Origin of the sequence: Acinetobacter proteolyticus (genome assembly GCF_000367945.1) — a bacterium.
GTDB lineage: Bacteria > Pseudomonadota > Gammaproteobacteria > Pseudomonadales > Moraxellaceae > Acinetobacter > Acinetobacter proteolyticus.
In genome coordinates, this window is record NZ_KB849179.1 from 3251504 (window position 1) to 3276915 (window position 25412).

Annotated in this window: 23 protein-coding genes; 11 read left to right on the forward strand and 12 right to left on the reverse strand. The window is 42.3% G+C overall.

The annotated features are described in order from the left end of the window. Position 1: 1 nt before the first annotated feature. The gene (pdxH, locus tag F993_RS01990) at positions 2-652 is read left to right on the forward strand and encodes a pyridoxamine 5'-phosphate oxidase (RefSeq protein WP_004657171.1); all 651 of its coding nucleotides are present in this window, start codon (positions 2-4) and stop codon (positions 650-652) included. Continuing rightward, positions 653-2353: a single-stranded-DNA-specific exonuclease RecJ gene (gene recJ, locus F993_RS01985; RefSeq protein WP_004657172.1), complete on the forward strand. Its 1701-nt coding sequence runs from the start codon at positions 653-655 to the stop codon at positions 2351-2353. It begins immediately after the preceding gene. Between the two features lie 46 nt (positions 2354-2399). On the opposite strand, the gene F993_RS01980 is transcribed toward recJ, so the two are convergent. Together F993_RS01980 and F993_RS01975 are read right to left on the reverse strand one after the other, a co-directional pair. Further along, complete coding sequence (locus F993_RS01980; protein ID WP_004657174.1) at positions 2400-3257, reverse strand: putative porin; 858 nt, start codon at positions 3255-3257, stop codon at positions 2400-2402. A 210-nt stretch (positions 3258-3467) separates the two neighbouring features. Then, positions 3468-4280: a putative porin gene (locus tag F993_RS01975; protein WP_004657176.1), complete on the reverse strand. Its 813-nt coding sequence runs from the start codon at positions 4278-4280 to the stop codon at positions 3468-3470. A 411-nt stretch (positions 4281-4691) separates the two neighbouring features. On the opposite strand from F993_RS01975, the gene prfB reads away from it, so the two are divergent. The 5 genes from prfB (at position 4692) to F993_RS01950 (ending at position 9484) form a co-directional block, all read left to right on the forward strand. Further along, positions 4692-5787, forward strand: a protein-coding gene (prfB, locus tag F993_RS01970; protein ID WP_101235479.1) for a peptide chain release factor 2 whose coding sequence is annotated in 2 segments (ribosomal slippage) — positions 4692-4763 and positions 4765-5787 — 1095 coding nt in all. Because the reading frame shifts where the segments join, the coding sequence is not laid out codon by codon here. A gap of 162 nt (positions 5788-5949) precedes the next feature. Further along, on the forward strand, positions 5950-6252 hold the full coding sequence (locus F993_RS01965; RefSeq protein WP_010590065.1) for an ArsR/SmtB family transcription factor: 303 nt from the start codon (positions 5950-5952) through the stop codon (positions 6250-6252). Between the two features lie 27 nt (positions 6253-6279). Continuing rightward, a complete protein-coding gene (locus tag F993_RS01960; protein WP_004657184.1) occupies positions 6280-7344 on the forward strand; it encodes an alkene reductase in 1065 nt (354 codons plus the stop codon). A gap of 110 nt (positions 7345-7454) precedes the next feature. Next, positions 7455-8777 carry a 3-deoxy-D-manno-octulosonic acid transferase gene (locus tag F993_RS01955; RefSeq protein ID WP_004657186.1) on the forward strand — a complete coding sequence of 441 codons (1323 nt, stop codon included), beginning with the start codon at positions 7455-7457 and terminating at the stop codon, positions 8775-8777. Further along, on the forward strand, positions 8774-9484 hold the full coding sequence (locus F993_RS01950) for a 16S rRNA (uracil(1498)-N(3))-methyltransferase (RefSeq protein ID WP_004657189.1): 711 nt from the start codon (positions 8774-8776) through the stop codon (positions 9482-9484). Before F993_RS01955 ends, F993_RS01950 begins: the two co-directional genes overlap by 4 nt. On the opposite strand, the gene F993_RS01945 is transcribed toward F993_RS01950, so the two are convergent. Then, positions 9473-10444 (reverse strand): mechanosensitive ion channel family protein, encoded by a 972-nt coding sequence (locus F993_RS01945; protein ID WP_004657191.1) that lies wholly within the window; start codon positions 10442-10444, stop codon positions 9473-9475. The two genes, F993_RS01950 and F993_RS01945, sit on opposite strands and share 12 nt — an antisense overlap. Before the next feature lie 130 nt (positions 10445-10574). Further along, complete coding sequence (locus tag F993_RS01940; protein WP_004657192.1) at positions 10575-11138, reverse strand: DUF805 domain-containing protein; 564 nt, start codon at positions 11136-11138, stop codon at positions 10575-10577. Between the two features lie 339 nt (positions 11139-11477). Here F993_RS01940 and acs point away from each other — a divergent pair, with 339 nt between their 5' ends. Next, positions 11478-13421, forward strand: coding sequence for an acetate--CoA ligase (acs, locus tag F993_RS01935; RefSeq protein WP_004657194.1), 1944 nt, complete (start codon positions 11478-11480; stop codon positions 13419-13421). A 273-nt stretch (positions 13422-13694) separates the two neighbouring features. Here the strand turns inward: acs and F993_RS01930 are convergent, their stop codons facing one another. Next, on the reverse strand, positions 13695-14237 hold the full coding sequence (locus F993_RS01930) for a cysteine hydrolase family protein (protein WP_004657196.1): 543 nt from the start codon (positions 14235-14237) through the stop codon (positions 13695-13697). Positions 14238-14341: 104 nt separating this feature from the next. Here F993_RS01930 and F993_RS01925 point away from each other — a divergent pair, with 104 nt between their 5' ends. After that, the gene (locus F993_RS01925) at positions 14342-14755 is read left to right on the forward strand and encodes an Lrp/AsnC family transcriptional regulator (RefSeq protein ID WP_004657199.1); all 414 of its coding nucleotides are present in this window, start codon (positions 14342-14344) and stop codon (positions 14753-14755) included. Between the two features lie 76 nt (positions 14756-14831). On the opposite strand, the gene sfnG is transcribed toward F993_RS01925, so the two are convergent. Further along, positions 14832-15938, reverse strand: a complete 1107-nt coding sequence (sfnG, locus tag F993_RS01920) for a dimethylsulfone monooxygenase SfnG (protein ID WP_004657200.1) — start codon at positions 15936-15938, stop codon at positions 14832-14834. A gap of 24 nt (positions 15939-15962) precedes the next feature. After that, positions 15963-16703, reverse strand: coding sequence for an FMN reductase (gene msuE, locus F993_RS01915; RefSeq protein ID WP_004657202.1), 741 nt, complete (start codon positions 16701-16703; stop codon positions 15963-15965). 350 nt (positions 16704-17053) lie between these two features. Here msuE and F993_RS01910 point away from each other — a divergent pair, with 350 nt between their 5' ends. Next, the gene (locus F993_RS01910) at positions 17054-17704 is read left to right on the forward strand and encodes a response regulator (RefSeq protein ID WP_004657203.1); all 651 of its coding nucleotides are present in this window, start codon (positions 17054-17056) and stop codon (positions 17702-17704) included. Between the two features lie 119 nt (positions 17705-17823). On the opposite strand, the gene omp33-36 is transcribed toward F993_RS01910, so the two are convergent. Next, on the reverse strand, positions 17824-18723 hold the full coding sequence (gene omp33-36 / locus F993_RS01905; protein WP_004657205.1) for a porin Omp33-36: 900 nt from the start codon (positions 18721-18723) through the stop codon (positions 17824-17826). Positions 18724-19451: 728 nt separating this feature from the next. Between omp33-36 and F993_RS01900 the strand changes: the two genes are divergently transcribed. Next, a complete protein-coding gene (locus tag F993_RS01900) occupies positions 19452-20294 on the forward strand; it encodes an OXA-286 family carbapenem-hydrolyzing class D beta-lactamase OXA-286 (protein WP_004657207.1) in 843 nt (280 codons plus the stop codon). Positions 20295-20640: 346 nt separating this feature from the next. Here the strand turns inward: F993_RS01900 and F993_RS01895 are convergent, their stop codons facing one another. Genes F993_RS01895 through kynU form a run of 4 tightly spaced genes read right to left on the reverse strand, consistent with a single transcriptional unit; the run spans position 20641 to position 25286 of the window. Then, positions 20641-21801, reverse strand: a complete 1161-nt coding sequence (locus F993_RS01895) for a porin (RefSeq protein WP_004657209.1) — start codon at positions 21799-21801, stop codon at positions 20641-20643. A gap of 24 nt (positions 21802-21825) precedes the next feature. After that, positions 21826-22581: an alpha/beta hydrolase gene (locus F993_RS01890; RefSeq protein ID WP_004657211.1), complete on the reverse strand. Its 756-nt coding sequence runs from the start codon at positions 22579-22581 to the stop codon at positions 21826-21828. Between the two features lie 7 nt (positions 22582-22588). After that, the gene (locus F993_RS01885; protein WP_004657214.1) at positions 22589-23995 is read right to left on the reverse strand and encodes an amino acid permease; all 1407 of its coding nucleotides are present in this window, start codon (positions 23993-23995) and stop codon (positions 22589-22591) included. Between the two features lie 40 nt (positions 23996-24035). Next, the gene (gene kynU / locus F993_RS01880) at positions 24036-25286 is read right to left on the reverse strand and encodes a kynureninase (RefSeq protein WP_004657216.1); all 1251 of its coding nucleotides are present in this window, start codon (positions 25284-25286) and stop codon (positions 24036-24038) included. Positions 25287-25412 lie beyond the last annotated feature (126 nt).

The following is a 25412-nucleotide window of genomic DNA, read 5'->3' on the forward strand; positions in this document are numbered from 1 at the left end:
CATGAGTGATGTGATTAAAGACCTCAGTGAGTTGCGTTTGAGCTATGAGCAGGGTGAATTACATGAAGCCCAGATCAGTGCTGAGCCACATGCGCAATTCCTGAACTGGTTCAATCATGCCCTTGCAGCACATTTGCATGAGCCTTATGCCATGTCATTAGCGACTGCAAATACTCAAGGTCGCCCGCATGTGCGTACCGTATTGTTACGCGGTGCTACCGTAGCGGGGTATGATTTTTATACCAATTATGACAGCCAAAAAGGATTGGATTTAGCAGAAAATCCCTATGCCGAATTGCTGTTTTACTGGCCGAGTCTAGAGCGTCAGATCCGTATTGGTGGCAAGGTCATCAAGATTTCTGAACAGGAATCAACGGATTACTACCATAAACGTCCACGTGACAGCCAGATCGCAGCACATATCAGTACCCCGCAGAGTGGGGTGATTGAAAGCCGTGAGTTATTGCAACAACGCTTTCAGGCGCTGCAAAGCCAAGCTCAAGCTGAACTGGATAAGCCTGAATTTTGGGGCGGATATCGTCTGGAAGCAGATTATTATGAGTTTTGGCAAGGGCGACCAAATCGCTTACATGACCGTTTAAGTTATGAAAAGCAAAATGGTCTTTGGACTATCCAGCGTTTGATGCCATAAATGACCCAGATTCAAATTCAAAAAAGACCGTTGCTGACACGCCCTGAACAGTTTCAGGGCGTGCCTCCGTTTATTGCCGAGATTTTGGCAAGACGTGGCGTGCAGTCTGAGCAAGAGTTGGAGCTGAAACTTAAGCACTTGCTATCTCCAGAACTTAAGGGGTTGGAGCAGGCGGTGGCCTTGATTGATCAAGCCATTGATCAGCAAAAACAGATTGTGATTGTTGGTGACTACGATGCCGATGGGGCGACCAGTACCGCTCTAATGGTTCTTGTTCTACAAGACATGGGAGCCAGAGTTGAGTATCTGGTGCCTGATCGTTTTAAGTATGGTTATGGGCTCACTCCGGCAATTGCTGAATTGGCTCAGCAAAGCTATCAGCCAGATCTTTTGATTACAGTCGATAACGGGATTTCCAGCCATGCCGGTGTAGACACGGCTCAAGCATTAGGGATGCAGGTGATCATTACAGATCATCACTTAACTACTAAGCCGACACCAAGTGCTGAAGCTGTGGTCAATCCGAACCAACTGGGTTGTGCGTTTTCAAGTAAGGCTTTGGCTGGGGTAGGCGTGGCTTTCTATGTGCTGGCTCGACTGGCAAGTTTACGAACTCAGCAAGGTAAAACGACTAGCAAGGTAACGCAGTATTTGGATCTAGTGGCATTGGGAACCTACGCCGATGTTGCGACACTGGACTATAACAATCGTATCCTGATTGATGCTGGATTAAAGCGAATTCAGCAACATCAATGTCGTGCAGGTATTTTAGCCTTATTGGATATTGCCGGTCGTGATGCTGCTAGCCTTCGCGCACAGGATTTAGGCTTTGTCGTGGGTCCACGTATTAATGCGGCAGGCCGCATGGAAAGTATGCGTATTGGGATTGAGTGTCTGCTCGCTGCTGATATGCAAACAGCCTATCCTTTAGCACAACAATTGAATCAGCTCAATATCGAACGCCGTCAGGTTGAAACTGAAATGAAGCAGCAAGCGTTAAATGCGTTGCAACATATTCAGCTGGAAAAAGAGCATTTACCTGCAGCACTGGTAATGTTTGATGAACAATGGCACCAAGGCGTGATTGGTATTGTGGCTGGGCGCTTAAAAGAGCAATTCCATCGTCCAAGTTTAGTGTTTGCGCCCGATGAAGATGGCATGCATATTAAAGGTTCAGCACGGTCGATTGATGGCATTCATATTCGCGATACCATTGAGCAAGTTGCAGAACATTATCCGCACTTGGTCAGTCATTTTGGCGGGCATGCTGCTGCCGCAGGTTTAACCCTCAAAAAAGAAAATTTTGAGGCATTTAAAAGCGTATTTACCCAGTCGATTGCCGAGATGGATGAGGATCTATTTCAAGCGACTTTGTGGACGGATGGTGAATTGACCGATGCCGATCTGCATTTGGGAACCCTGGACTGGATCGAACAACTGGGCCCGTGGGGACAAAAATTTCCATTACCTCAATTCGAGGGACGCTTCAAAGTCATTGATTATCGCTGGTTGAAAGAACAGCATCTGAAGTTGAAACTGGCGGTCGGACCACATTCGGTCGATGCCATTGCCTTTAATGCCAAAGATCGTTTTGAATTTGATCCCATGCTGGGCCATGTCGATCTGGTCTATACACTGGAACGTAATGTCTTTAATGGCAATACCAGTCTGCAACTGCAAATCGCTTATTTAAAACAATAAAAAATCCGCTCATTAGAGCGGATTTTTTAATCGTTTACGCTATTGATTAGAAGCGGACAGTACCGTTAAGACCATAAGAATCAACACCATCTGTTGTGGTATAACCAATGCCTACAGCAAATCGAGGAGTAAAGAATTTCTGAGCGTGAACATTGAAAACACTGTCTGAATCATCAGCGGTAGAATCTGCAAATGAGAGACCAACACTAAGTGTTGAATCAAGATAAAGATCAGCGCCTAGGCGATACGTCGTTTCGTCGCCAATATAGCTGAGTGCTTCGAAATTGGTATAGTAACCACCAATTTGAGAAACATATTTCGCGCGTAAAGAAACCGCGGTATCGTCATTTTCGCCAGACACAATTGCAGCGTTTGAAAGTGTATTGGTAAAGCCGTATTGAGCAATCTGAACTGGATTTAGGCTATCAGATAAATCTGCAACACCCACTGCAAGAAGTAATCCATTGATTGGTAAGAAACCTGCTTCTAGACTATAGCCATCGCCATTTTCAGAATTAGAGCCTAAACCATTCATTGTTGCTTTGACATTGGTACGATGTAAGGCACCAGAAAGATAGAATTGTGAGTTAGGGATATAAAACTCACCTTGAAGGCCGATAATATTGAATTGTAAGTCACTAGAATCTTCGTCATCTTCCAGTTTGCTATAGGCATAACCGCCACCGATATTTGATGCCTTATCTAAGAAAGCAGCTTCTGCCAAAGGCGCATTACGGGTTTGTACAGGGTTAAAATAATATTTACCCGTGATTACCGCGCTGTTGCCTTTCCCCTCATCCATATCGATATGTTCATAGGCAGCATCGACTTCACTTTGATAAGCATGGGCATTAATTGCAAAACAAGCACTTAACAGTGCTGCAACAAGACTTAATTTTTTCATTAGAAAATTCCCCCGATTAAAAATAATACATATTTTGTTACACGGAGTAGTGTATTCAAAAATAGACAAGCGTCAATTTTTAAATAAAGGATTCAGCTAAAAAAGATCTGTAAGGAGGAGGATTGAAAATGATAAGAAAACGAGATTGGCAATAAAAAACGCCCCGAATGATTCAGGGCGTTTCCGATGTTACAAACTTCTGTTCAAGTCTTAGAAGCGATATGCACCACGAAGACCGAATGAAGTATAGTCATTATCAATATATGATTTATCGTTACCGAAACCTACACGACCTTCCAAGCTCACTTGTTGATTGAAGAATTTCTTCGCAGAAATACCCCATTCATTTGAATTGATGAAAGTGTTGTCATAATCAAGTTTTTGATAATCCACACCAACGCTTAAAGTTTTATCAATGAAGTAATCACCTTTTAATTTCACTTCTTTGTTGTCACCAAAAGCAGTGTATGCTTCTAAGTTCACGTCGTTTTGACCAACTTGAGTCACATACTTGGCACGAAGGGTCGGGCTAGTTTCACGGTCGCCATCTTTCACGTCAACAGTTTTTGCACCCGCAGCAACCAATAAACCTGGTGCTGGTAAGTAGCCCACTTCAGCTGAGTAATGGTTGATTTTTAATTTGTCTTCATCAGTTGCATATTTAGAATTTGGTTTGATTTCTTCACGACCAATATTACCGCTTAAATAAAAATCACTGTTTGGAATAAAGTATTCAATACCTGCGCCATATTGATTGTTTTTGAATGCATCATCTTTTTCATAAGCGTATTGTGCTTTTACATTGCTCGCACGGTCAAGGAACGCTGCTTCTGCAAGTGGGGCATTACGTGTTTGTACTGGGTTAAAGTAATATTTACCGTCTATGCTGAAACGATCACTGTCACCAAAACGATCTTGGTCTTTATAGGTATAAGAACCACCTACCTCAGCTTGATAAGCATGAGCAGTTCCTGTTACTGCGATTGCAGATAAAAGTGCTGATGCAATTGCTAATTTTTTCATGGTTGTTTCCTCATTAAGATTTAAACCAAGTGTTAAACACTGATACATGTTTTGTTACAACTTGAGTCTAGAGCAATTTTCATGATCGTCAATCTTGATAAGGTAATCAAACTGTACAAATGTAATTAACTTGTAATTTTGACATTTTATATTGTTGATATTTATTGATAAAAAACCAATGTTTTGATTTATTAAAACTTAGGAGGAATTATGTGTTTTAGTGTTTTTAGTCTAATTTTTACACGATGGGACGAGTAAGATCAGGATTCAGAAATATTTTAAAGATCAAATGAATTTATAAATAAAGCCAATTTTAATAAACCTATGTATTCAAAATGACATGGCTGTGTCGACTAAAACAGTTATGTTAAAATAGCGGATTAAGTGAAAAAATAGTGTGAGAACAGACGCGTGGAAATTAATCCGTATTTAATTCAATTGAAAGACTTATCTGATCGTAGCCAAACACTACGGGGGTATCTTTGACTACGATCTAAAGGTTGAGCGTTTAGAAGAAGTTTTAAGAGAACTAGAAGACCCTGCGATTTGGAATGATCAGAACCGTGCTCAAACCATCGCCAAAGAAAAGGGCAGTTTAGAAAATACCATTGGTGTGTTTGATCGTCTTGCTGAACAGTTAGATGATGCCAAGGCCATGCTTGACCTTGCGGTTGAAGCAGATGATGAAAGTTTATTGGCTGATGTGCAAGCAGAATTAGACAGTGCTGAAGAAGCATTGGGCAATCTTGAATTCCGCCGTATGTTTAGCAATCCAATGGATCCAAATCCATGCTTCCTTGAAATTCAATCAGGTTCAGGTGGTACAGAAGCACAGGATTGGGCATCGATGTTATTGCGTATGTATTTGCGCTGGATCGAACGTCATGGCTTTAAAGCTGAATTGATGGAAGTGTCAGACGGTGATGTTGCTGGAATTAAATCAGCAACGATCCGTGTGGATGGTGAATTTGCTTATGGTTGGTTACGTACTGAAAGTGGCGTACATCGTTTAGTCCGTAAGTCACCATTTGACAGTAACAACAACCGTCATACTTCATTCTCTGCGGTATTTATCTCACCTGAGATTGATGACAATATCGAAATTGATATCAATCCATCCGATGTTCGTACCGATACTTACCGTGCTTCGGGTGCGGGTGGTCAGCACATTAACAAAACCGATTCTGCGGTTCGTTTAACTCACGCGCCGACAGGGATTGTGGTGGCTTGTCAGAACCAACGCTCACAACATGCCAACCGCGACCATGCGTGGAAGCAATTACGTGCCAAGCTCTATGAACTCGAGATGAGCAAACGTAATGAAGCTGCTCAAGCCTTAGAAGACTCGAAGTCAGATATCGGTTGGGGAAGTCAAATTCGTTCGTATGTCCTAGATGATTCACGTATTAAAGACTTGCGTACAGGTGTGGAAAATTCTAATACCAAAGCAGTGTTAGATGGTGACTTAGATAAGTTCATCGAAGCAAGTTTGAAACAAGGTTTATAAGTTTTAATCCAATTAAAACGGCAATCTCGTTCAGCATCGGCAGGTCAATCGAAAAAATATGATATTAATATCGAAAAAAATGGATATTAATATTTAAAAAGTTCGATATACTGGTTTCAGGTGCTGAACAAAGCGTTGCCGCTTGAGAAACGTGGTGAGTCTATGGATATTGATGTTATAAGCAAAGCCTTAGCCAATCCATTACGTCGACAGATTTTGCAATGGCTAAAAGAGCCTGAGCAATTTCTACCCGTTGAGCAATGTGGTGGTAGTTTTGAACGGGGAGTATGTGCAGGGCACATCGAACGTTTAGGAAAAGTTGCGCAATCGACCATGTCGAATCATTTGTCTGTATTGCAACAGGCGGGTTTGATTAAGGTTGAGAAATATGGGCAGTGGTCTTATTTTACGCGTAATGAAGCTTTGATTCAGCAATATATCGAACATTTAAAACAAGCACTTTAAATCGAAGAAGTGTAAGTTGAGGCGATCATGGCTGAACTAAATTCTACTTTGCAAGTAGGTGATTTCACGATTAAAAACCGCTTGGTTTTAGCTCCTTTAACTAGAGCGCGTAGTGGTGCACAGCGTATTCCAAACGATTTGATGGTGGAATATTATCAACAACGTGCCAATGCTGGTCTTATTATTACCGAAGCAACGGTGATTAGCCCAAAAGCAGCGGGATATGCCAATACGCCAGGTTTGTGGTCACAAGAACAAGCGCAGGCATGGCATAAAATTGTTGAAGCCGTACACGCACAAGGTTCAAAAATTGTGGTTCAGCTGTGGCATGTTGGTCGTATTTCACATCCAGACTTATTGGATGGTGATACACCAGTGGCCCCAAGTGCGATTCAACCTGCAGGTGAAGTGAGTTTACTTCGTCCAAAGCGTCCTTTTGTGACACCGCGTGCTTTGTCGCATGAAGAAATTCAAGAAATCGTTGCGCAATATAGAAATGCCGCGGAACAGGCTAAAGCTGCTGGTTTTGATGGTGTGGAATTGCATGCGGCGAATGGCTATCTGATCGATCAATTCTTACAAAGTAGTACCAATCATCGTGATGATGAATACGGCGGTTCAATTGAAAATCGTGCGCGTTTATTACTCCAAGTCGTAGATACCTTTATCGAGGTATGGGGTGCTGGTCGAGTGGGTGTACATCTTGCACCACGCGGTGATTCGCACGATATGGGTGATGAAAATCCATTGGCAACTTTTGGCTATGTGGTTGAGCAACTAGATCAGCGTAATGTGGGCTTTATTTTCACGCGTGAGTATGAGGCTGCAGATAGTTTATTGCCACAACTCCGTCCTAAATTTAAAGGTGTGTGGATTGCCAATGAAGGTTTAACTGCGGATTCTGCGAAACGCATTTTGGCGACAGGTCAAGCGGATGCCGTCTCATTTGGTAAACAATATATTGCCAATCCAGATTTATTTGAACGTTTACAACATGATTTACCTTTAAACCCACTTCAGCCACAAACCTTATATGGTGAAGGGGCTGAGGGTTATACCGATTATCCTGCCTTTGAACAGTTAGAAGCTTAATCTGTTTTAAAACTTTAAAAAATGACTCATGTGATTTACCAAAATTGCATGAGTTTTTGTTTTAATTTCCGCATAATGAGCAGCAATCACCTTGTAAATTATGGTCTCGGATGGCGCAGAATACAGCAGCACAGCAAACACCGTTTTGGTATAACGTTCTATTGGCTTGTCTCAAGCCCTTATACCGCTGGAAAATCAAACAACGGGCAGAAAGTGACGTGCTGTTTCAACAGGAATGTATTGAGCGGTTTGGGCCGTTTCAGCCTCCTAAAAATTTAGCAACGATTTGGTTTCATGCGGTATCAGTCGGTGAAACCAACGCTGCACAGCCATTAATTGAACATTATTTAAAATTAGGTCATCCGGTTTTAGTGACCAATACCACCAAGACCGGTCAAGCACGGGCGAAATCCCTATTTTTAAAAGCCCCTTATCTCGATTTATTTCAGGCAGTCTATTTGCCTGTCGATCAAAAAGCATTATTAAAGCGATTTTTTAATCTGTATCAACCACGACTATTGGCATTGGTTGAAACAGAGATCTGGCCCAATTTAATTGCCGAAGCACAACAACAACAACAGATTCCCTGTATTTTATTGAACGCACGTCTTTCTGAAAAATCAGCCAAAGGTTATGGCAAGGTTCGTCGTTTAACGCAACCGATGCTACAACAACTCACTTGGCTACTGGCACAAGATGTCGCAACCCAACAGCGTTATGTCAATTTAGGTCTTGACCCTGCCAAAAGTCAGGTGGTTGGCAATATTAAATTTGATATTGCTGCACCAGAGCATTTTGTACTACAAGCACAGCAACTCAAACAAGAGTGGCAATTGGCGAATCGTCAGATTATGACCTTAGCCAGTACCCATGCACCTGAAGAACAAAGTTTACTGAAACAATTACAGCCGCATTTAAATTCAAATCCGAATTTACTTTGTATCGTGGTACCTCGTCATCCGGAACGGTTTGATGAGGTGTACCAAGTCTGCCAAAGTTTAAATTTAAAAACCCAACGCCGGAGTCTGCAACAATCGATTCAAGCGGATACCCAAGTCTTCCTTGCCGATAGTATGGGTGAGATGTGGCTGTGGTATGTCTTGAGTCAAGCCTGTTTTGTCGGTGGTTCATTGAATGAGCCTGGCGGTGGACACAATATTCTGGAACCGATGGTCCTGAATGTGCCCACAGTGATTGGTCCGCGCTATTTCAATTTTCAAACCATTGTGGATGAGTTTGTGGCACAACAAGGGATTTTAATTGGAGAAAATGCTGAGCAAGTCGGGCAACAGCTATTGGCTTGTCTTGCGGATACTGCACATGCTCAGCAATTGGTTAGACAGGCTAAGCAGGTTTTACAGGCGAATAAAGGTTCATTACAACAGCATATTCAGTGCCTTGATCATTACTTACAACAAATAGCTGCATCATGAATATCGTTTTACTTGAAACTGAACAATGTCACTCAGTGGATGTGTGGCAGATTAACCAACCTAGGCAATTACAGCATTTACGCCAACACTTACAGCTCAATGTTGGTGATACCTTGAAAGTGGGCATTCGAGCCGGCCAGCGCTACTTAACTGAAGTGGTCAGTATCAGCGAACAAGGTATTACCGTTCGCCCAATTCAAACAGAAGTTGTTCCTGCAAAGCTTCCCGTGCATCTAATTCTGGCCTTGCCACGTCCTAAAGTATTACGTCGTATCATTATGGATGCGGTGACTTTGGGCGTGGAACGGATTAGCCTGATTCATAGTTATCGCGTGGATAAGAGCTATTGGCAAACACCGTTTTTACAGCAACTGAATGATTATGTGACTTTGGGCTTGGAGCAGGCGGGCGATACCCTAGCACCCGAAATCCAGCTGTATAAACGCTTTAAACCTTTTGTTGAAGATGTTTTACCGACATTGATTGTTGCGGAACAGCCTGCTTATGTGGCGCATCCCTATGCTGAGCAGCCAATGCCGTATGCGATTCGACATCGCTGTAGTGTGGTGATTGGTCCAGAAGGGGGATTTATTCCTTATGAGATCGATCTGCTTATCAAAAACGGCTGCCAAGCGATGAGCTTAGGCAACCGAATTTTAAGAACCGAAACAGCGGTGTCGAATATTTTAGGGCGCTTATTTGTCTGAATTATCCGCCTGCTCAGATTGATCACCCCGATAAACTTTGACTTCTTGTACTGGGTAAGGAATTGAGATGCCTTTCTCATCAAAAGCAGTCACCACCAATTCTTGGATTTCACTGATAGAGGCTGAGGTACTGGTTTCTGTGGTATTGACCCACCAGCGTACCGTTAAATTAATTGAGAAATCTGCCAGCGCAGTGACATTGACCGAGAAGCCTGGTTGACTCAGCACATTCAGATTACGATCCAGGATATCTAGAATAATCTTCTTGGCTTTTTGCATGTCATCTTCATAGCCAATACCGACTACAAATTCACAGCGACGACGTTGATAGGCATTATTGACGGTGACGGCACTGGTGTACACCGTGGCATTGGGAATTACGATACGACGGCCATCAGGCGAACGTAGGAAAGTCGCACGGATTTGAATATCCTCCACATTGCCTTCTAAACCATTTACCACAATATCATCGCCGATGCGGAACGGTTCGCTGATCAGAATCAAAATCCCTGACAATAAGTTCTGGAAGATATCTTTGAAGGCAAAACCAATTGCAACCGAACCAATTCCCAAAGCACCAATCAATTGACTTGGGGTAAAACCCGGAATGGCAATCACCAACGCAATCAAGAAGCCAAAGAAGATAATAAAAGTACTACCGACACGATTGAGTACTAGGACTAAATTTTGGCGGGTATAGCTGCGATTTTCTAACGTCTTACGAATAAAGAGTTTAAACAACTTGGTGAGCAGCCAAAAGATAATGAAAACAGTAATCGCAATCCCGATATAGGGAATGCGCTCCCAAAAGCTGTCCATGATTTTATCAATGGTGGTATAGGCATCATGATATTTTTCGGTATGCGCCAATACTGTTTCAGTGGTCTTGGCGCTTGCTTGATGAATCAGCGCACCCGTATCTTTCGCCACTTCAGTCAATGTTGTTTGTTCGTTTGCCACAGCAAGATCTCTATTTCGCAAAGGAGGAGTAAATGAGGGGAGCAATCATAATGAATTTATGCCTAATACGCATGTGAAATTCAATATTTGCTTCCGCTCATGATCAAATCATTCGACAGAGGCGATTGGATTAGAAATAACCGGTGGTATTTTCAATCAGTTGTGTTGGGGCTTCCCAAAGGTCTGGGCTCGCAAAATAATAAGCAAAAATGAAGATCCCTGACATCATCAGTAAGGTGATCAAAATCATCAGCCACGCCAGTAATTTTTCCCATGCCCGTGAAGGGCGAAGATCGCCATAATCATTGCGATGAGGGGTACCTGGTGCCAATAAAACATATAGTGTAAATAGCAACTGAATCACAGGTACCAATAACAGCAAACAGAGCCAGCCGGTTTTATTTAAGTCATGTAGACGACGAATCAAAAACACGATTTGTAAATAAAAGGCACCCAACCATACTGCAATCATGGCAAAGACTGACATGCCTGAAAAGGCGCTGAATATGGCATCATCAATATTGCTGCTTGCAAAAATACCCGCGAAGGCAAAGATCAAGATAAATGCAGCCAGACAGGCCAAGCTGAGTAAACCATACCAACCTAAATAACTGAGGCGATTGAAACGACCGCTTGGAGAGAGCGGATGGTCACTACGGGGCTGTACTTGCACAGTTGTTGCAGGATCAAACATAGAGCATTCCTATTTTTTTGATTATTAAATCTTTTAAGCTTTTAGCAATGATCAAAATAATCACTTATTTTAAGAACAAAAAGCATAGACAAGCAGTTCAAATTTAAATTATTTTGAGTAAATTTTTGAAAGTAAGTGCGTGGTAAAACAACAGGCTTTGTTATTTTAGTTGAGCATGTCAGCTAAAAAGTTGCAATAGCATCGTCCTGACATTTCTACGACCAAAGCCGCATTGTTTGCGCTTGTAAATGGTGCCCATACTGCGAGAGAGAACAAAACATACCCGAGCAATAGATGAGAACATCTAAGGTATGAGATAAAAAACCAAGGAAGTGAGCTATGAAAGAAATCTACCCAGTGCCTGATAAATTCAAAGAAACGGCCAGAATCTCTGAAGCAGACTATTTCAAACGTTACCAGCATTCGATTGAGCAACCTGAAGCATTTTGGGCAGAGGAAGCCGGCAAGATTGAATGGATCAAACCATTCACACAGGTCAAGAATACCAGTTTCCAGCAAGATAATTTCAAAATTGAATGGTTTGCAGATGGTGAGCTGAATGTTTCTGCCAACTGCTTAGATCGTCATCTTAAAGATAATCCTTTAAAGCCTGCGATTATCTGGGAAGGTGATCATCCATCACGACATAAGATCATTTCTTTTGTCGAACTGCATGATGAAGTATGCCGCTTTGCCAACGTACTTAAAAAACAGGGTATTCGCAAAGGGGATCGAGTGGTGCTGTATATGCCAATGGTGCCTGAAGCCGCAATAGCGATGCTGGCCTGCGCACGCATCGGTGCAGTGCATTGTGTGGTGTTTGGTGGCTTCTCGCCAGACTCATTGGCCAGTCGTATTGAAGACAGTCAAGCAAAATTGGTCATTACCGCGGATGCGGGCATGCGTGGCGGCAAGCTGCTTCCATTAAAAGAAAATGTAGATGCTGCTTTAGCAATTAATGGGACGGATAGTGTCCAAAATGTCATTGTGGTACATCGTACTGGCAATCCGATTCAGTTCAATGCTGACCGTGATATTTGGTATCACCTTGCCATCATGGAAGTGGATGAGCATTGCCCACCAGAACCGATGAAAGCAGAAGATCCACTCTTCATTCTGTACACCTCGGGTTCAACAGGGAAACCGAAAGGTGTGTTACATACCACCGGTGGTTATCTGGTCTATGTGAATACCACCTTTAGAGAAGTCTTTGATCTAAAAGAAGATGATGTGTATTGGTGTACCGCCGATGTAGGTTGGATTACAGGACATAGTTATTTGCTTTACGGTCCATTGAGTAATGCCACCACCACGGTGATGTTTGAAGGGATTCCACAATACCCAACTTGGGCACGTATCGGGCATGTGATTGATAAGCATAACGTCACCATTCTGTATACAGCCCCGACTGCGATTCGTGCCATGATGCGTGAAGGCGATGCCTATGTGCGTGAAAGTGATCGGAGTAGTTTACGTTTGCTTGGTTCGGTCGGTGAGCCAATCAATCCAGAAGCATGGAACTGGTATCATGAAGTGGTGGGTGAAGGCCGTTGTCCAATTGTCGATACATGGTGGCAAACTGAGACTGGCGGCATTTTAATTTCACCTTTGCCGGGTGCAACGGCCTTAAAACCTGGTTCAGCAACACGTCCATTCTTTGGGGTACAACCCGCCTTGGTTGATGCTGATGGCAATGAACTGGAAGGCGCAACTGAAGGCAATCTGGTAATCAAAGATTCATGGCCGGGTCAAATGCGAACCATTTGGGGCGATCCAGAGCGTTTTATTGAAGCCTATTTCTCGACCTTTAAAGGCTGTTATTTCACTGGTGATGGTGCACGCCGAGATGCAGATGGCTATTACTGGATTACTGGACGTGTCGATGATGTACTCAACGTCTCAGGGCATCGCCTAGGTACAGCCGAGATTGAAAGTGCTTTGGTGGCACATGAGGCCGTGGCTGAGGCTGCTGTGGTGGGTATGCCGCATGAGATTAAGGGTCAGGGCATTTGTACGTTTGTCACCTTACAAGCCGATGTAGCTGAGTCTGAGGAGCTACGGAAGGAGTTGGTGAATTGGGTGCGTAAAGTGCTTGGGCCTGTGGCAACCCCAGATGCCCTGCATTGGGCGCCTGCCTTACCTAAAACCCGTTCCGGTAAAATCATGCGCCGTATCCTGAGAAAGATCGCGGCAAATGAATTGGATAGCTTAGGCGATACCTCAACACTGGCTGAACCGGCTGTGGTTGATCATTTGATTGCGACAGTTTATCCAAACCGATAAACCTGATTCAAATGTGAAAAGAGCGTTCGATGGAGCGCTCTTTTTTTATCTGCATTAGATTTCTTGCATAAGTCATTTTTTAAGCTGTGTTGAATTGGCAATGAAAGTTCCCTCTCCTTTTTAAAGGAGAGGGCTAGGGAGAGGATTTATATGAAGAATTCCTCTCATTCTTTTGCGGACTCACAGCCCTCATCTCAAAGGGAGAAGGGACTTTCAATACTAATTATTTACCAATGATTGATCCTTTTTCGGCTTTTGAAAGAGCTCTATTATTTAATGGTGCGCTAAAAAATCTGCTGTGTTCTGTACGGTGGCAAAGAAACCCAGTGCCGCTAAAAAAGCATCTTGTACATCTGCGGCTTTGACGATCTTACCTGCATATTCGAGATCACGAGTTGCCGTAGCGTCTGCAATCACAATCGGCTGATAGCCGAGTTCTTTGGCTGCACGTGTCCCTGAATCAATACAGACATGGGTCATCATTCCTGTGATCACTAACTGTTCAACTTGATGCTGTTCAAGGATGGCTTGAAGATTGGTTTCTAGAAAGCTGTTCGGGAAATGCTTTTCGATAATCAGTGATGTTTCTGTGACTTTCAGTTGTGGATGTAATTCAACACCGATGGTATTTTCCTGAAAGAAACTGGCTGAAGCTGGATTAATATGTTGGATATAAATAATCGGTAAATTGTTTTGGATAAAATGATCTTCTAATTGGTTGGTTTTCGCCAGAGCGAGGTCTGGATTGACCAATTCCATTTTGCCATTTTTAAAATAATCATTTTGCACATCAATAATCAGTAGGGCCTGTTTCATGGTTTTTACTTCCAGTGTTAAGTTAAAACAAGAGTAGGGCAAGCGTGAAAAATCGGCTATATTCAGGTGAAAGCATTGTTGCTGGTTTTCTTTCGTAATGAAAAATGAATATTGAACTTGATCCCATCGACTTAAAAATTATTGAACTGCTGAAACAGGATTCACGTCTAAGCCATAAAGAAATTGGACAGCGCGTACATCGTACCGGACAAGCTGTGGGGGCTCGTATTGTCCAGTTGATGGATGCGGGTATTATCAAAAATTACACCATCGCGATAAAGTATGAACATAAACAATTCATTCAACTGTTTATGAATGATCAGCAAGCGTTTATTGAAGTTGAGCACTTGGTCAAACAATATGAGCAAGTGGATGAATGTTTTAAAATTCTTGGCAACGCCTGCTATATGATCGTTAGCCACTTTAATCCGCCACAATTAAATGAATTTATTGAACAGCTGTCACAGTGGTGCCGTTATTCGGTTGAAACCGTAATGCGAGAAATTGAGACCAGTTAAAATAAAAAAGCCCCAAGCCGAGTCTTGGGGAGTATTTGCCATTTCTTTTGTTTTTCTTCTTATTTAATGTTGAAAACTATGCTGATTTTGCTGCGAGATGATGCTCCTGTTGTTGTTCAAGTTGACGGACCAGCGGTAGAACTTTTTCTCCGAAATATTCAACTTCCTCAATGAAATGCAGAAAACCTGAAAGCACCAGATCAACCCCCACATTTTTTAGGGCCACAATGCGTTCTGCAATTTGCTGTGGTGTGCCTATCAGATTGGTTTTAAAGCCATCGTTATATTGCACCAAATCATCAAAGGTTGATTTTGCCCAATTTCCCTCACGCTCAGGGGCTGCTGCACCAGCTTCACGAGTCGCATCACCGAAGGCATTCACCGCTTCAACGTTGGCTTGTGCAATGATTTCATTCAGTACGGCTTTGGCTTCTTCTTCGGTATCACGGGCAATGATAAAGGCATTGACCCCAATCTTGACTTGTCGATTGGCCAACTTGGCTTTGCTGCGCACATCATCGACCTGTTTCTTAATTTCTTCGACACTATTGCCATTGGTAAAATACCAATCGGACACCCGTGCTGCCATATCACGTGCGGCACGGGAACTACCACCCTGAAACACTTCGATATAAGGTTTTTGCAAAGGTTTGGGTTTAAGCGTGTAATTCTGGAATTGGTAATATTTGCCGTCAAAGCTATAATTGTCAGTTGTCCAAACCCCTTTCAGAGTACGAATAAACTCTTCTGAGCGTACATAACGCTCATCATGTTCAGGCCAAGGTTCACCAATCGCATCAAATTCACCACGGAACCAGCCGCTGACCACATTAATCGCAATACGCCCTTGGGTGAGATAGTCGATCGTGGCCAATTGTTTGGCGGCCAACGCAGGCTTCCAAGGGCCGGGCAGAATGGCGGCAATCACACGCAATTTTTCAGTTTTTGCCAATAGGGCATGACTGAAACTGACTGATTCATGTTGGTTTTCTGCGCCATAGCCTGCGGTAAAACGGATTTGGGTGAGAGCATATTCAAAGCCGCTGCGTTCCGCTGCCTGTGCGAGACGCACGTTATAGTCATAGCTCCAGTCGGTACGTTGTTCAATGTTGCTTACAACGAGACCGCCACTCACATTGGGAACCCAGTAGGCAAATTTAATTGCGGATGCTGTTGTTGTCATCGTTGTATCCTCCATTTAATATGCTTATGCCACGTGGGTAAGATTCTTGGCTGACTTAGGATGTAAGCGAGATTCAGCTGCATCCAGATTAGGTACAGCCGCAGATGGGAGTACCTCTGCCTGTTCAATCTGTTTATTGATGCCGAGATTTTGATTGGCTTGTTCAGTTTTGGTTTTGATGGCCGCAGCACGTTGCCCTTTGGCTGGCGCCCATTCCAAAATTGGTAAGGCACGCGCCACAGCGAGGGTCACGCGATCCGATAATTGTTCGCTTTTTACTGTATATTCAGGTGTAAAGTCACGATCAGTGGCATACACGCCAATCGGTAAGGTTTGTGCTTGGAAAAAGCTAAATAAAGGGCGTAATTGATGTTCTAAGACCAGCGCATGACGGTCACTGCCACCTGAGGCCGCCAATAAAACAGGGACATCGACCAAAGCCGTCTGTTCAACAAAGTCGAAGAAGTGTTTAAATAAACCTGTAAATGAAGCACGATAAACTGGGGTGCCAACAATCAGTGCATCTGCTGCTTCTACTGCTGCGAGATCATCTTGTACGCGTTGTGGCAATTGATTGCGGTAAATGGCTCCACCCAATAATGGCCCGATTTCACTGAGTTTGACAAAATGGACTTTGATATTGATCGCTTCTGAAAGCTCATCCAGAATCGCCTGAACCAGACCTTCAGTTTTTGACGGACTGTTTAAACCACCTGATACAGCGACAATATTGAGGGGAGTCGAGAGGGTATTGCGATTGGACATAATAACAGCCTAAAAGATCATTTCGAATTGCTATTTATTTATCTATAGCTCGACCTCGGCTGTAAAATAAGGAAATGCTGCAAGCTTATCTTTTTTATCGATATGTCGATAAATCAGCAGAGTCTTTAAATTCTATGCAGGTAATTTGATGTTTCTACTTAAGTTTTTTTTAACTGTCTTTGCTAAAGCGTGAGCTGTGATGGGTTATATCAATATTTGATTTATTTTGCGGGAAAAAGAAATAAATCCATGCTTGCGCTTGACCTAGCCTTGAATTGAAAATAGGCTTAGGCAGATTGAATTTAAATAAACAACGTACAGTGACGTACTTGCAGATAGCTTAAGCGCTTATGAATATTTTAATTGTAGACGACCATCCTTTATTTAGACATGCTTTGATTCAAGCGGTTCGTTATAGTTTGCCACAAGCGCAAATTCAGGAAACAGCCGATGTTGATGAGTTTTATGCACGTTTAGAGCATGGCGCAGAGCCTGATCTAGTGTTGCTGGACCTAAATCTTCCAGGCGCATCAGGTTTCTCTGCCTTGGTATATGTGCGCGCACAATATCCTGCAATTCCAATTATTGTGGTCTCGGCACATGAAGAAGTTTCAATTATTCAACGTGCGATTGCGCATGGTGCAATGGGCTATATTCCAAAATCTTCACATCCAAGCCATATTGGGGAAGCGATTAAGCATGTTTTGGAAGGTGAGATTTGGTTACCACCGAACTTACCGACCCATGCAGGCTTTGATCCGCGTGCAGCAGATGAAACCGCTTTAGCCGAACGTTTACAATCACTCACGCCACAGCAGTTCCGTGTATTGATGATGGTGGCAGAAGGTTTATTGAATAAACAAATTGCGTATGAATTAGAAGTTTCAGAAGCCACAATCAAAGCACATGTCACCGCAATTTTTCGCAAGTTAGGGGTGCAAAATCGGACCCAAGCGGTCTTGGCAATTAGTGCTTTAAATATTGAAGATAAGAAGATGTAAGAGATTGAATGACAAATTCGATTTTTAATTTTAATGAAGATCAGAAAACAAAAAACCAGTTCATCAGAACTGGTTTTTTGTTTTGAATTAGATGTTCTGTATAGAACCTAAATCCAATATTAGAAACGGAACTTCGCGTTTAAGCCAACAGTTTGCGTATCTACGTTTGCATGTACTGCATTCGCGTTTACATATGTTGCACCTACAGCAATTGCTGGAGTGATGAAGTAGTTGACATTCGCGCCCCAAGCAGATTTGATTGGAGAGAAGTTGTCTTCATTTAATGGGTTTGAGCTGAAGTTAGCTTCTGCATATGAAGCACCAACGCTTAATTTAGGAGTTACATATACGTCAGTTTTCAATTCGTATGCTTGGAAGTCACCGTAAACAAGACCAGCTTCAAAACCTACAGCCATGTTTGTACCATCGATGTTACCTACGTATTTAGTACGCGCAGTGATCGCATCTTGGTCTTCACCAATAACTAATGGTTGAGCTACTGATTTAGCAATACCATTTGAAAGAACGCTGTTTGCGTCTAAAGCAAATTGGTCAGCGATGTTCGTATAACCAACAGCAACCAAGAAGTTAGGAGTAAGCATAGTACCGACTTCTAATGCGAAACGGTCACCATTGTCTTTTTCGCCTTCAGACTTAGTTTGTGAATGGCTGTATGCAGCACTTGTATACACAGGTAAGTAAGGAGTTGGAAGGTAAGCTTCACCTTTTGCACCGAAAGAGTTGTTCTTCACAGTTGCAACTTCATCACCGCTTAATTCTGCAAAGCTATAAGCTACAGAAACATTAGATGCTTGGTTTAAGAATGCAGCTTCAGCTAAAGGACCTTTAGAAGCATCTACATTTTTGAAGTAGTAAGTACCTTGAGCCGCACCAGTGAAGTCTTTGTCATTGTTGCTTTTTGCATCGATGAATTCAGATTGACCTTGAACTTCGAATTGGTATGCATGAGCGCCGGTCATGGCTAAAACTAAAGCAGTGGCTAAACCGAGTTTTTTCATAATGATTTCCAGCTTTAAAACAAGAAAGAGAAAAGTTGGAGCCATTGTATTGTAACAAAGTATGAAGTCAATGTAATAAATTTGAGCTTCCGATAAACGAACAAATGCTGATCAAGTGGTGTATGAAAAATGAACAACTAAGAAAAACATTGTCAACCTTTTATAAAATATATATCTAACAAATAGATAAGTTTATTTTTTAACAAGATAAGCGATGTCATAATAATGTCATCCACAGATATTTTAATTGGTTTATCCAATCATTGTGATCGATTTTTTCATTTAAGTTGTTCTTGTTATTGTCATAATTTTGACAATAAAAGTGTGCATTAAAATATTATTCTACTATTTTTTTGCGACTTACTTTGCATAATTTCATGTTATGGGCTGCGAAATAATATAAACCAAAAACGTCGAATAAATCTGATTTTTAATGATCAATCAACAAAATCGATTGTAACAATAAACCCGATCTATTTAATCAACTTTACTTTATGAGAGCTAATTCACATAATACAAAGCAAGGGATATCTAATTTGCATTTAAATATCTCATAACATTTTCTTTTGAGTTTTTTGATGTTTTTACATCATTGTTTTACTAGCTCGGCTTTCCCCAAGGCTGAGCTTTTTTTTGTCTGTTTTTTACAAAGCATTGATGAAAATAACACTACAGAAGAGCCGTGATAAAACAATTATAGTAGTCGATTATTCTACTTTTCCAGCTTTATGATCATGTCGAAAAAATTAACATGTCTGGCCCTGTTTACAGCCATCTTTTTTGCGATTCCCATGGCCGCTTGTCAAAGTTTTAGTCAACAAAAGCAACAGCTTTCGACACAGAAAAATGAACAGCAACAGATTTCAAGCTTATTTCAGAGTGCCCAAACCAGTGGTGTTTTGGTGATTTATGATGGCAAGAAAATTCAAAGCTATGGCAATGATCTTGATCGTGCAGAACAGCGCTATATTCCTGCCTCAACCTTTAAAATGCTAAATGCCTTGATTGGTATACAACATCATAAGACCACACCAGATGAAGTGTTTAAATGGGATGGCAAAAAGCGGGCATTCAGCAGTTGGGAAAAAGATTTAACCTTAGCTGAAGCGATGCAGGCATCGGCGGTACCTGTGTATCAGGAACTAGCAAGACGTATTGGCTTGGAGTTAATGACCCGTGAAGTGAAGCGTGTGGGTTATGGCAATAAAAATATTGGGACACAAGTTGATAATTTCTGGTTAGTTGGCCCATTAAAAATCACCCCCGTAGAAGAAGTTCGCTTTGCCTATGCGTTGGCAAAACAGAAATTGCCATTTGACCAGCCAACACAGCAACAAGTCAAAGCGATGTTATTGGTGGATCAGATTCAGGGAACTAAAATCTATGCAAAAAGTGGTTGGGGCATGGATGTTAGCCCGCAAGTGGGATGGTGGACAGGCTGGATTGAACAGCCAAATGGTAAGATCACAGCCTTCTCACTGAATATGCAAATGAGCCAGCCTGAGCATGCAGATGCACGTAAAGCGATTGTGTATCAAGCCTTGCAACAGTTGGGATTGTTAGCCCATTAAATACGCAAAAAAAGACCCAGCTTTTGGGGAAAGCTGGGCTGAGAAAGGATGTTTAGCTTAGGGGAGAAAACATCCTAGAGGGTTAGCGGTTTAAATTCTGCAAATCTCTGTATGCTTAAATTATCTCCTTTGAAAATTAATTTGTAAAATTGATAATTTTTATACTTTGAATAGTTTTTTTCGATTTTTAAATGCATTCAAGCATGGAAAAGCAAGCGCTGAACCCAAGTGAAATATGATTGATATTATTTAAACTAGAAGTTTAGTGGCAAAGCGTTTAGATCCCTTGGCGCGTGTACTTGAGACTCAAAACGTTTTGCCCATATGAGTGCATTAAATTTCGGAATTACCACTCGTAGCGTAAGCGAAATAAATGCATGTCAGGGGTATGGTTGCTGTCTTGGGTATACAGGCGTTCATAATCAAAGCCAAAACCGCGATTGAAACGGATTGCCACGCCAATGCCATGGTCGCGTCGAGAGAAATCATAGCCGCTCCGATATGTTAAATAATTCCCCATCAGATAAGGTTGGAGGTATTTCATACCATGATGGTCAAGCTCGACATGATAGCCTGCATAATATTCAAGCCCATACGCTTCAGTGTCTAACAGGTTTTCAACTGATTGGGTGGAGGCTTGATTGAATGCATCAAAATTAGGCAATAGATTTTTATACCAGCCTGCACCTGTACTGAGCATCCATGTCCCATCAAAATAGAATAGGGCTGTCGCAAGCATGTCTTGTGAGAGCTTAGATGTTGCATGATCAGATTGCAGCTGAGCTTTGTTGTGTTTCCATGAAATTGCCCAGTTTAAGTTTTTATTTAAGTGAATATCGACAGCGGCTTCTTGCCCCGCTTTACGTTGATAACGGAGCTGATTCAGGCTGATGCGATCCTCAAATAAATAAGCTGCATAAAAATCAATATTTTTCGTTTTCTTCTCATATCTTAAAGTATTACTGGCTGCTTGAGTCCCATCGAAATAAGCAAAAGGGCTCCATGTTTGAGGTTGTGCCAGTGTACTGTAGTCCCAAAGATCGGTTTTACTCCCGACCACATCGTAATACAGACTATAAATTTTTCCATATTTTAAAGTGCCATAGCGATGGCTCGAGATTCCCGCATAGGCTTGCTCTGTGGTCAGACGCTCATCATTGTTTTGATAATGCCCATCCCAATCTAAAATTTTGGCTGGATTAATAAAATTCTGATAACCCGTAACCAAATGCAGATCATCATTGATTTTATAGTCGGTATTGAGATAGATCCTGCTGGTTGAGCTATAGCCATTACGACGATATTTCTGTGCTGCATTGGATGGCTGATACTGATCGAAATTCAGGGCTTGCAATCTGAGACTACCAGCACTGGTCAGTTTAAAGTTGTCCTGTGCAGTGAAAATCTGATCTTGATTGATCAATTCAATCTGTGCAAATGCCGAAGAACAGAGTGCAAAACTCAGGGCAATAAAAACCCGATGGTATTGAAGTTTGAACTTAACCATTTTTAAATACGTCCATGTATAGATTTAAGTGTGAGTGGTTAATCTCCGATGAAAATATTCATCTAAGATGTTGTAATGATGCGTGTTATCCATTAGCTGGAAGGAGACAAAGTCTGGGTCGATGGCTTTCCTTCGATGAAAGTACGACTGACTTTGCCCGATCAACTCATCGAGCTCTTGTGCGCCACAGAAAATGGCATAGGGCTTTTGGACAGTGGCCTCGATCAGGAGGGGACTATATTGTCGAATCTCGTGTTCCGAGAGATTCAAGGCTGTATTTAAATGGGTCTGCTGAATGGGCGCGAGATCATAAATACCACTCAATAAAACGGCTTCACTTACAGCAGGATGCTTGAGCATTAGTGCAGATAAATGAGCCCCCGCAGAATGCCCAACCAACATAATCTCTTGAGTGCTCCATGCTTGTTGTTGGATAAAATCAAGTGCTTTTTGGATTTGCTGGACGATTTCACCCATGCTGCGTTGCGGGGCCAAGTCATATTCAAGTAAGACACATTGCATATTGTTGGCAACAACATCCGTGGCGATAAAGGCAAAATCGGATTTATTACACCATTGCCAATAGCCACCATGCACAAACACGACAGTTTTGCGCGCCTGTGCTAAAGGAAAGAGATCTAAGCACGATCGAGCTGTCGCCGCATAGGCAATATTCTGAATACAGGAATGTTGCTGATAACTCAATAGGCTACGCTGTTGAAACGCCATCAGAATATCCTGCTCATTTGCAACTGTTCGAGAATTATCATAAAGCTTCATAGCGTATTTACTCAGAAGCTTCTGTGTTTGTGCTTAAATCGAGCTTTGCCGAGCTGCGTTTTAGCATATAAAAAACGATTAACAGCACAATAAAGGGAATGCCAAACTGTAGGGTGGATTTAAATTCGGCAGTGAACCAGGTGGTGAGGGTAATGCTCAGAATACTGAATAAACCAAACAGTGAAATGAACTGACTTGCTGGGATTCTGTATTTTAATCCAATACCATTTTTCGCAATATGCCGTCTAAAACAGATATGGGTCACAAAGATGCTGCCCCAAGTAAATAGTGCGCCGAACATGGATAAGGCAATCATGATGGGAAAGGCCGATTCAGGATTGATGGTATAGACCACGCTTGCAACAGCAATCCCCATCGCAGATAAAAACAGCGCATTGATGGGCACGCCATTGGGGCGGATTTTACCGAAGATCTGAGGAGCATCACCTGCCCGTGACAAGCTAAATAGCATTCGGGTTGAAATATACAACATGCTATTCATGGCAGAGAGGGCCGCGACAATCACGATGAAATTGAGAATACTATCTGCATATGGAATACCGACAATTTTCATCACGGTCACAAAGGGGCTGCTGGCATCTTTGCCAATCAGTTCTGTCCATGGAACCAGTGCTACAATTAAGGACAAGGACAGTAAATAGAATAAAATCAGACGTATTGCGGTACTCTTAAAGGCGTATTTGACCGCTTTTTCTGGATTCGATGCTTCACCTGCAGCAACGGCAATCATTTCAATACTTAAATAACTGAAAATCGAAATAATCACCCCAATCCAGACGCCACTGAATCCATTGGGAAAGAAGCCACCGTGTCCAATTAGATTAGTCAGCACATGATGACTTTGCTGATTGTTTTGAGTCAGAATACCGATTGCCAACAGAATAAACACGATAATCGCAAAGATTTTAATGGTGGAGAACCAGTATTCCACCAGTCCAAATGCTTTGACGCTATAGGCATTCACTGCAAGCAAAGTACCTGAAAAAAACACGATCCAGATCCATGCGGGCAGATCGGGAAACCACATTTTCATATAGTCTGCGACGGCAGTGATTTCGGTTCCAACCGCCAGCACGATACAGGCCCAATAACTGTAGCGTACCAAGAAACCCGCCAAGGGGCTGATATAATGTTCAGCATAGGCGCCAAATGAGCCTGAAGTCGGGTGTTGTACGGTCATTTCGGCGAGACATGTCATCAGCGCAAAGGCAATTAGCCCGCCAATGGCATAACTCAAAATGACCGCAGGGCCAGCAAAGCTCATCGCAAATTTGCTCCCCATAAACAGCCCTGTTCCAATTGCGCCACCAATCGCAATCATTGCCATTTGTTTGGCGGATAATTTCTTATGTAGCCCTGCTTCACGTGCTTGAATCTTGTCAAAATTATTCATCGGCCTCTCCTAGCCATAAGCTCAATCTGAACGTGACAACTTAGGTCACTTCACCCCGTACCAGATAGCTTTGATTGTTCCATTCTTGATGCTGCATGATGGCTTTGAGATGTTGCACCGCATTCCAGATATCTTCAAATCCAAGATACAACGGGGTAATGCCAAAGCGTAAGACCTCAGGTTCACGATAGTCTCCGATCACCCCACGAGCGATCAGTGCCTGAATAATTTCATAGCCATGCGGATGTTGATAGCTGACATGGCTGCCGCGATATTGATGCTCTTTTGGTGTGATTAGCTCAAAACCATATTCGGCACATTCCTGATCAACCAGTGCAATAAATAGATCGGTTAATTTAAGCGATTTTTCACGAATTTTCTGCATGTTGGCTTTCAGGAAAATATCCACCCCACATTCGATCAGACTCATGGAAATAATTGGCTGAGTACCACACAGATAACGGCGAATATTGTTGGCTGGTTGATAATGCTGAGCCATGGCAAAGGGTTTTTGATGTCCCCACCAGCCAGAAAGTGGTTGCCAGAACTGATCTCGATGTTTGGGATTGACCCAGAGCAGCGCAGGCGAGCCAGGACCACCATTGAGATATTTATAGGTACAACCAATGGCAAAATCACTGTTCGTTTGATTGAGATCCATTGGCACAGCGCCAACAGAGTGGCATAAATCCCAGATGATTAAGGCATTACTGGCATGGATTTGCTGGTTAATCGCGTTCATATCATAGAAATAACCAGTGCGATAATTGACATGCGACAGCACCACAACGGCGACCTCAGTCGTTAAAATTTCGCTTAAACCTGCGACACCCTCAATCAATTCGACCTGATAGCCTTGATTGATCAAGTCAATGAAGCCTTCGATAATATAAATATCGGTGGGGAAAGCGTCTTTTTCCGCGACAATGATTTTACGTTGCGGATGCTTCTCGGCTTGAATTTTGACTGCAGCGGATAGCACTTTAAATAAATTTAAGGTGGTTGAATCAGAAATTACGGTTTCGCCAGTATTGGCGCCGATCAGTTGTCCGACTTTATCACCTAGACGGGTCGGTAAGCCCCACCAATCTGCTTTATTCCAACTGTTAATGAGATCTTCACCCCATTCTTGTTGGATAATATGCTGTGCATAATTTAAAGATTTCTTCGGTCTTGCGCCTAAAGAGTTACCGTCTAGATAAATCAGATTATTAGGCAAGGCAAATTCATTTTTAAATGTGCTGAGCTCGTCTTGTTTATCCCAATAAAGGCATTGTTCTTGTGTCACCATATTGAATTGCATCCCTATATTTATTGAATTCCACTGTTAAATTTTATCACTGCATTTTTTGTTTTTTATCCGATAAAATCGGTAGATAAAGTTGAAAATTAGGATATGATTTCAATAATATTTAAA

Coding starts and splice junctions, on each gene's coding strand:
- omp33-36 (WP_004657205.1), bottom strand. CDS start 18,723: ATGAAAAAACTCGGTTTAGCCACTGCTTTAGTTTTAGCCATGACCGGC.
- F993_RS01890 (WP_004657211.1), bottom strand. CDS start 22,581: ATGAAGCTTTATGATAATTCTCGAACAGTTGCAAATGAGCAGGATATT.
- F993_RS01975 (WP_004657176.1), bottom strand. CDS start 4,280: ATGAAAAAATTAGCAATTGCATCAGCACTTTTATCTGCAATCGCAGTA.
- F993_RS01910 (WP_004657203.1), top strand. CDS start 17,054: ATGAATATTTTAATTGTAGACGACCATCCTTTATTTAGACATGCTTTG.
- recJ (WP_004657172.1), top strand. CDS start 653: ATGACCCAGATTCAAATTCAAAAAAGACCGTTGCTGACACGCCCTGAA.
- kynU (WP_004657216.1), bottom strand. CDS start 25,286: ATGGTGACACAAGAACAATGCCTTTATTGGGATAAACAAGACGAGCTC.
- F993_RS01900 (WP_004657207.1), top strand. CDS start 19,452: ATGATCATGTCGAAAAAATTAACATGTCTGGCCCTGTTTACAGCCATC.
- pdxH (WP_004657171.1), top strand. CDS start 2: ATGAGTGATGTGATTAAAGACCTCAGTGAGTTGCGTTTGAGCTATGAG.
- F993_RS01925 (WP_004657199.1), top strand. CDS start 14,342: ATGAATATTGAACTTGATCCCATCGACTTAAAAATTATTGAACTGCTG.
- msuE (WP_004657202.1), bottom strand. CDS start 16,703: ATGTCCAATCGCAATACCCTCTCGACTCCCCTCAATATTGTCGCTGTA.
- acs (WP_004657194.1), top strand. CDS start 11,478: ATGAAAGAAATCTACCCAGTGCCTGATAAATTCAAAGAAACGGCCAGA.
- F993_RS01930 (WP_004657196.1), bottom strand. CDS start 14,237: ATGAAACAGGCCCTACTGATTATTGATGTGCAAAATGATTATTTTAAA.
- F993_RS01960 (WP_004657184.1), top strand. CDS start 6,280: ATGGCTGAACTAAATTCTACTTTGCAAGTAGGTGATTTCACGATTAAA.
- F993_RS01955 (WP_004657186.1), top strand. CDS start 7,455: ATGGCGCAGAATACAGCAGCACAGCAAACACCGTTTTGGTATAACGTT.
- F993_RS01965 (WP_010590065.1), top strand. CDS start 5,950: ATGGATATTGATGTTATAAGCAAAGCCTTAGCCAATCCATTACGTCGA.
- F993_RS01950 (WP_004657189.1), top strand. CDS start 8,774: ATGAATATCGTTTTACTTGAAACTGAACAATGTCACTCAGTGGATGTG.
- sfnG (WP_004657200.1), bottom strand. CDS start 15,938: ATGACAACAACAGCATCCGCAATTAAATTTGCCTACTGGGTTCCCAAT.
- F993_RS01895 (WP_004657209.1), bottom strand. CDS start 21,801: ATGGTTAAGTTCAAACTTCAATACCATCGGGTTTTTATTGCCCTGAGT.
- F993_RS01980 (WP_004657174.1), bottom strand. CDS start 3,257: ATGAAAAAATTAAGTCTTGTTGCAGCACTGTTAAGTGCTTGTTTTGCA.
- F993_RS01885 (WP_004657214.1), bottom strand. CDS start 23,995: ATGAATAATTTTGACAAGATTCAAGCACGTGAAGCAGGGCTACATAAG.
- F993_RS01940 (WP_004657192.1), bottom strand. CDS start 11,138: ATGTTTGATCCTGCAACAACTGTGCAAGTACAGCCCCGTAGTGACCAT.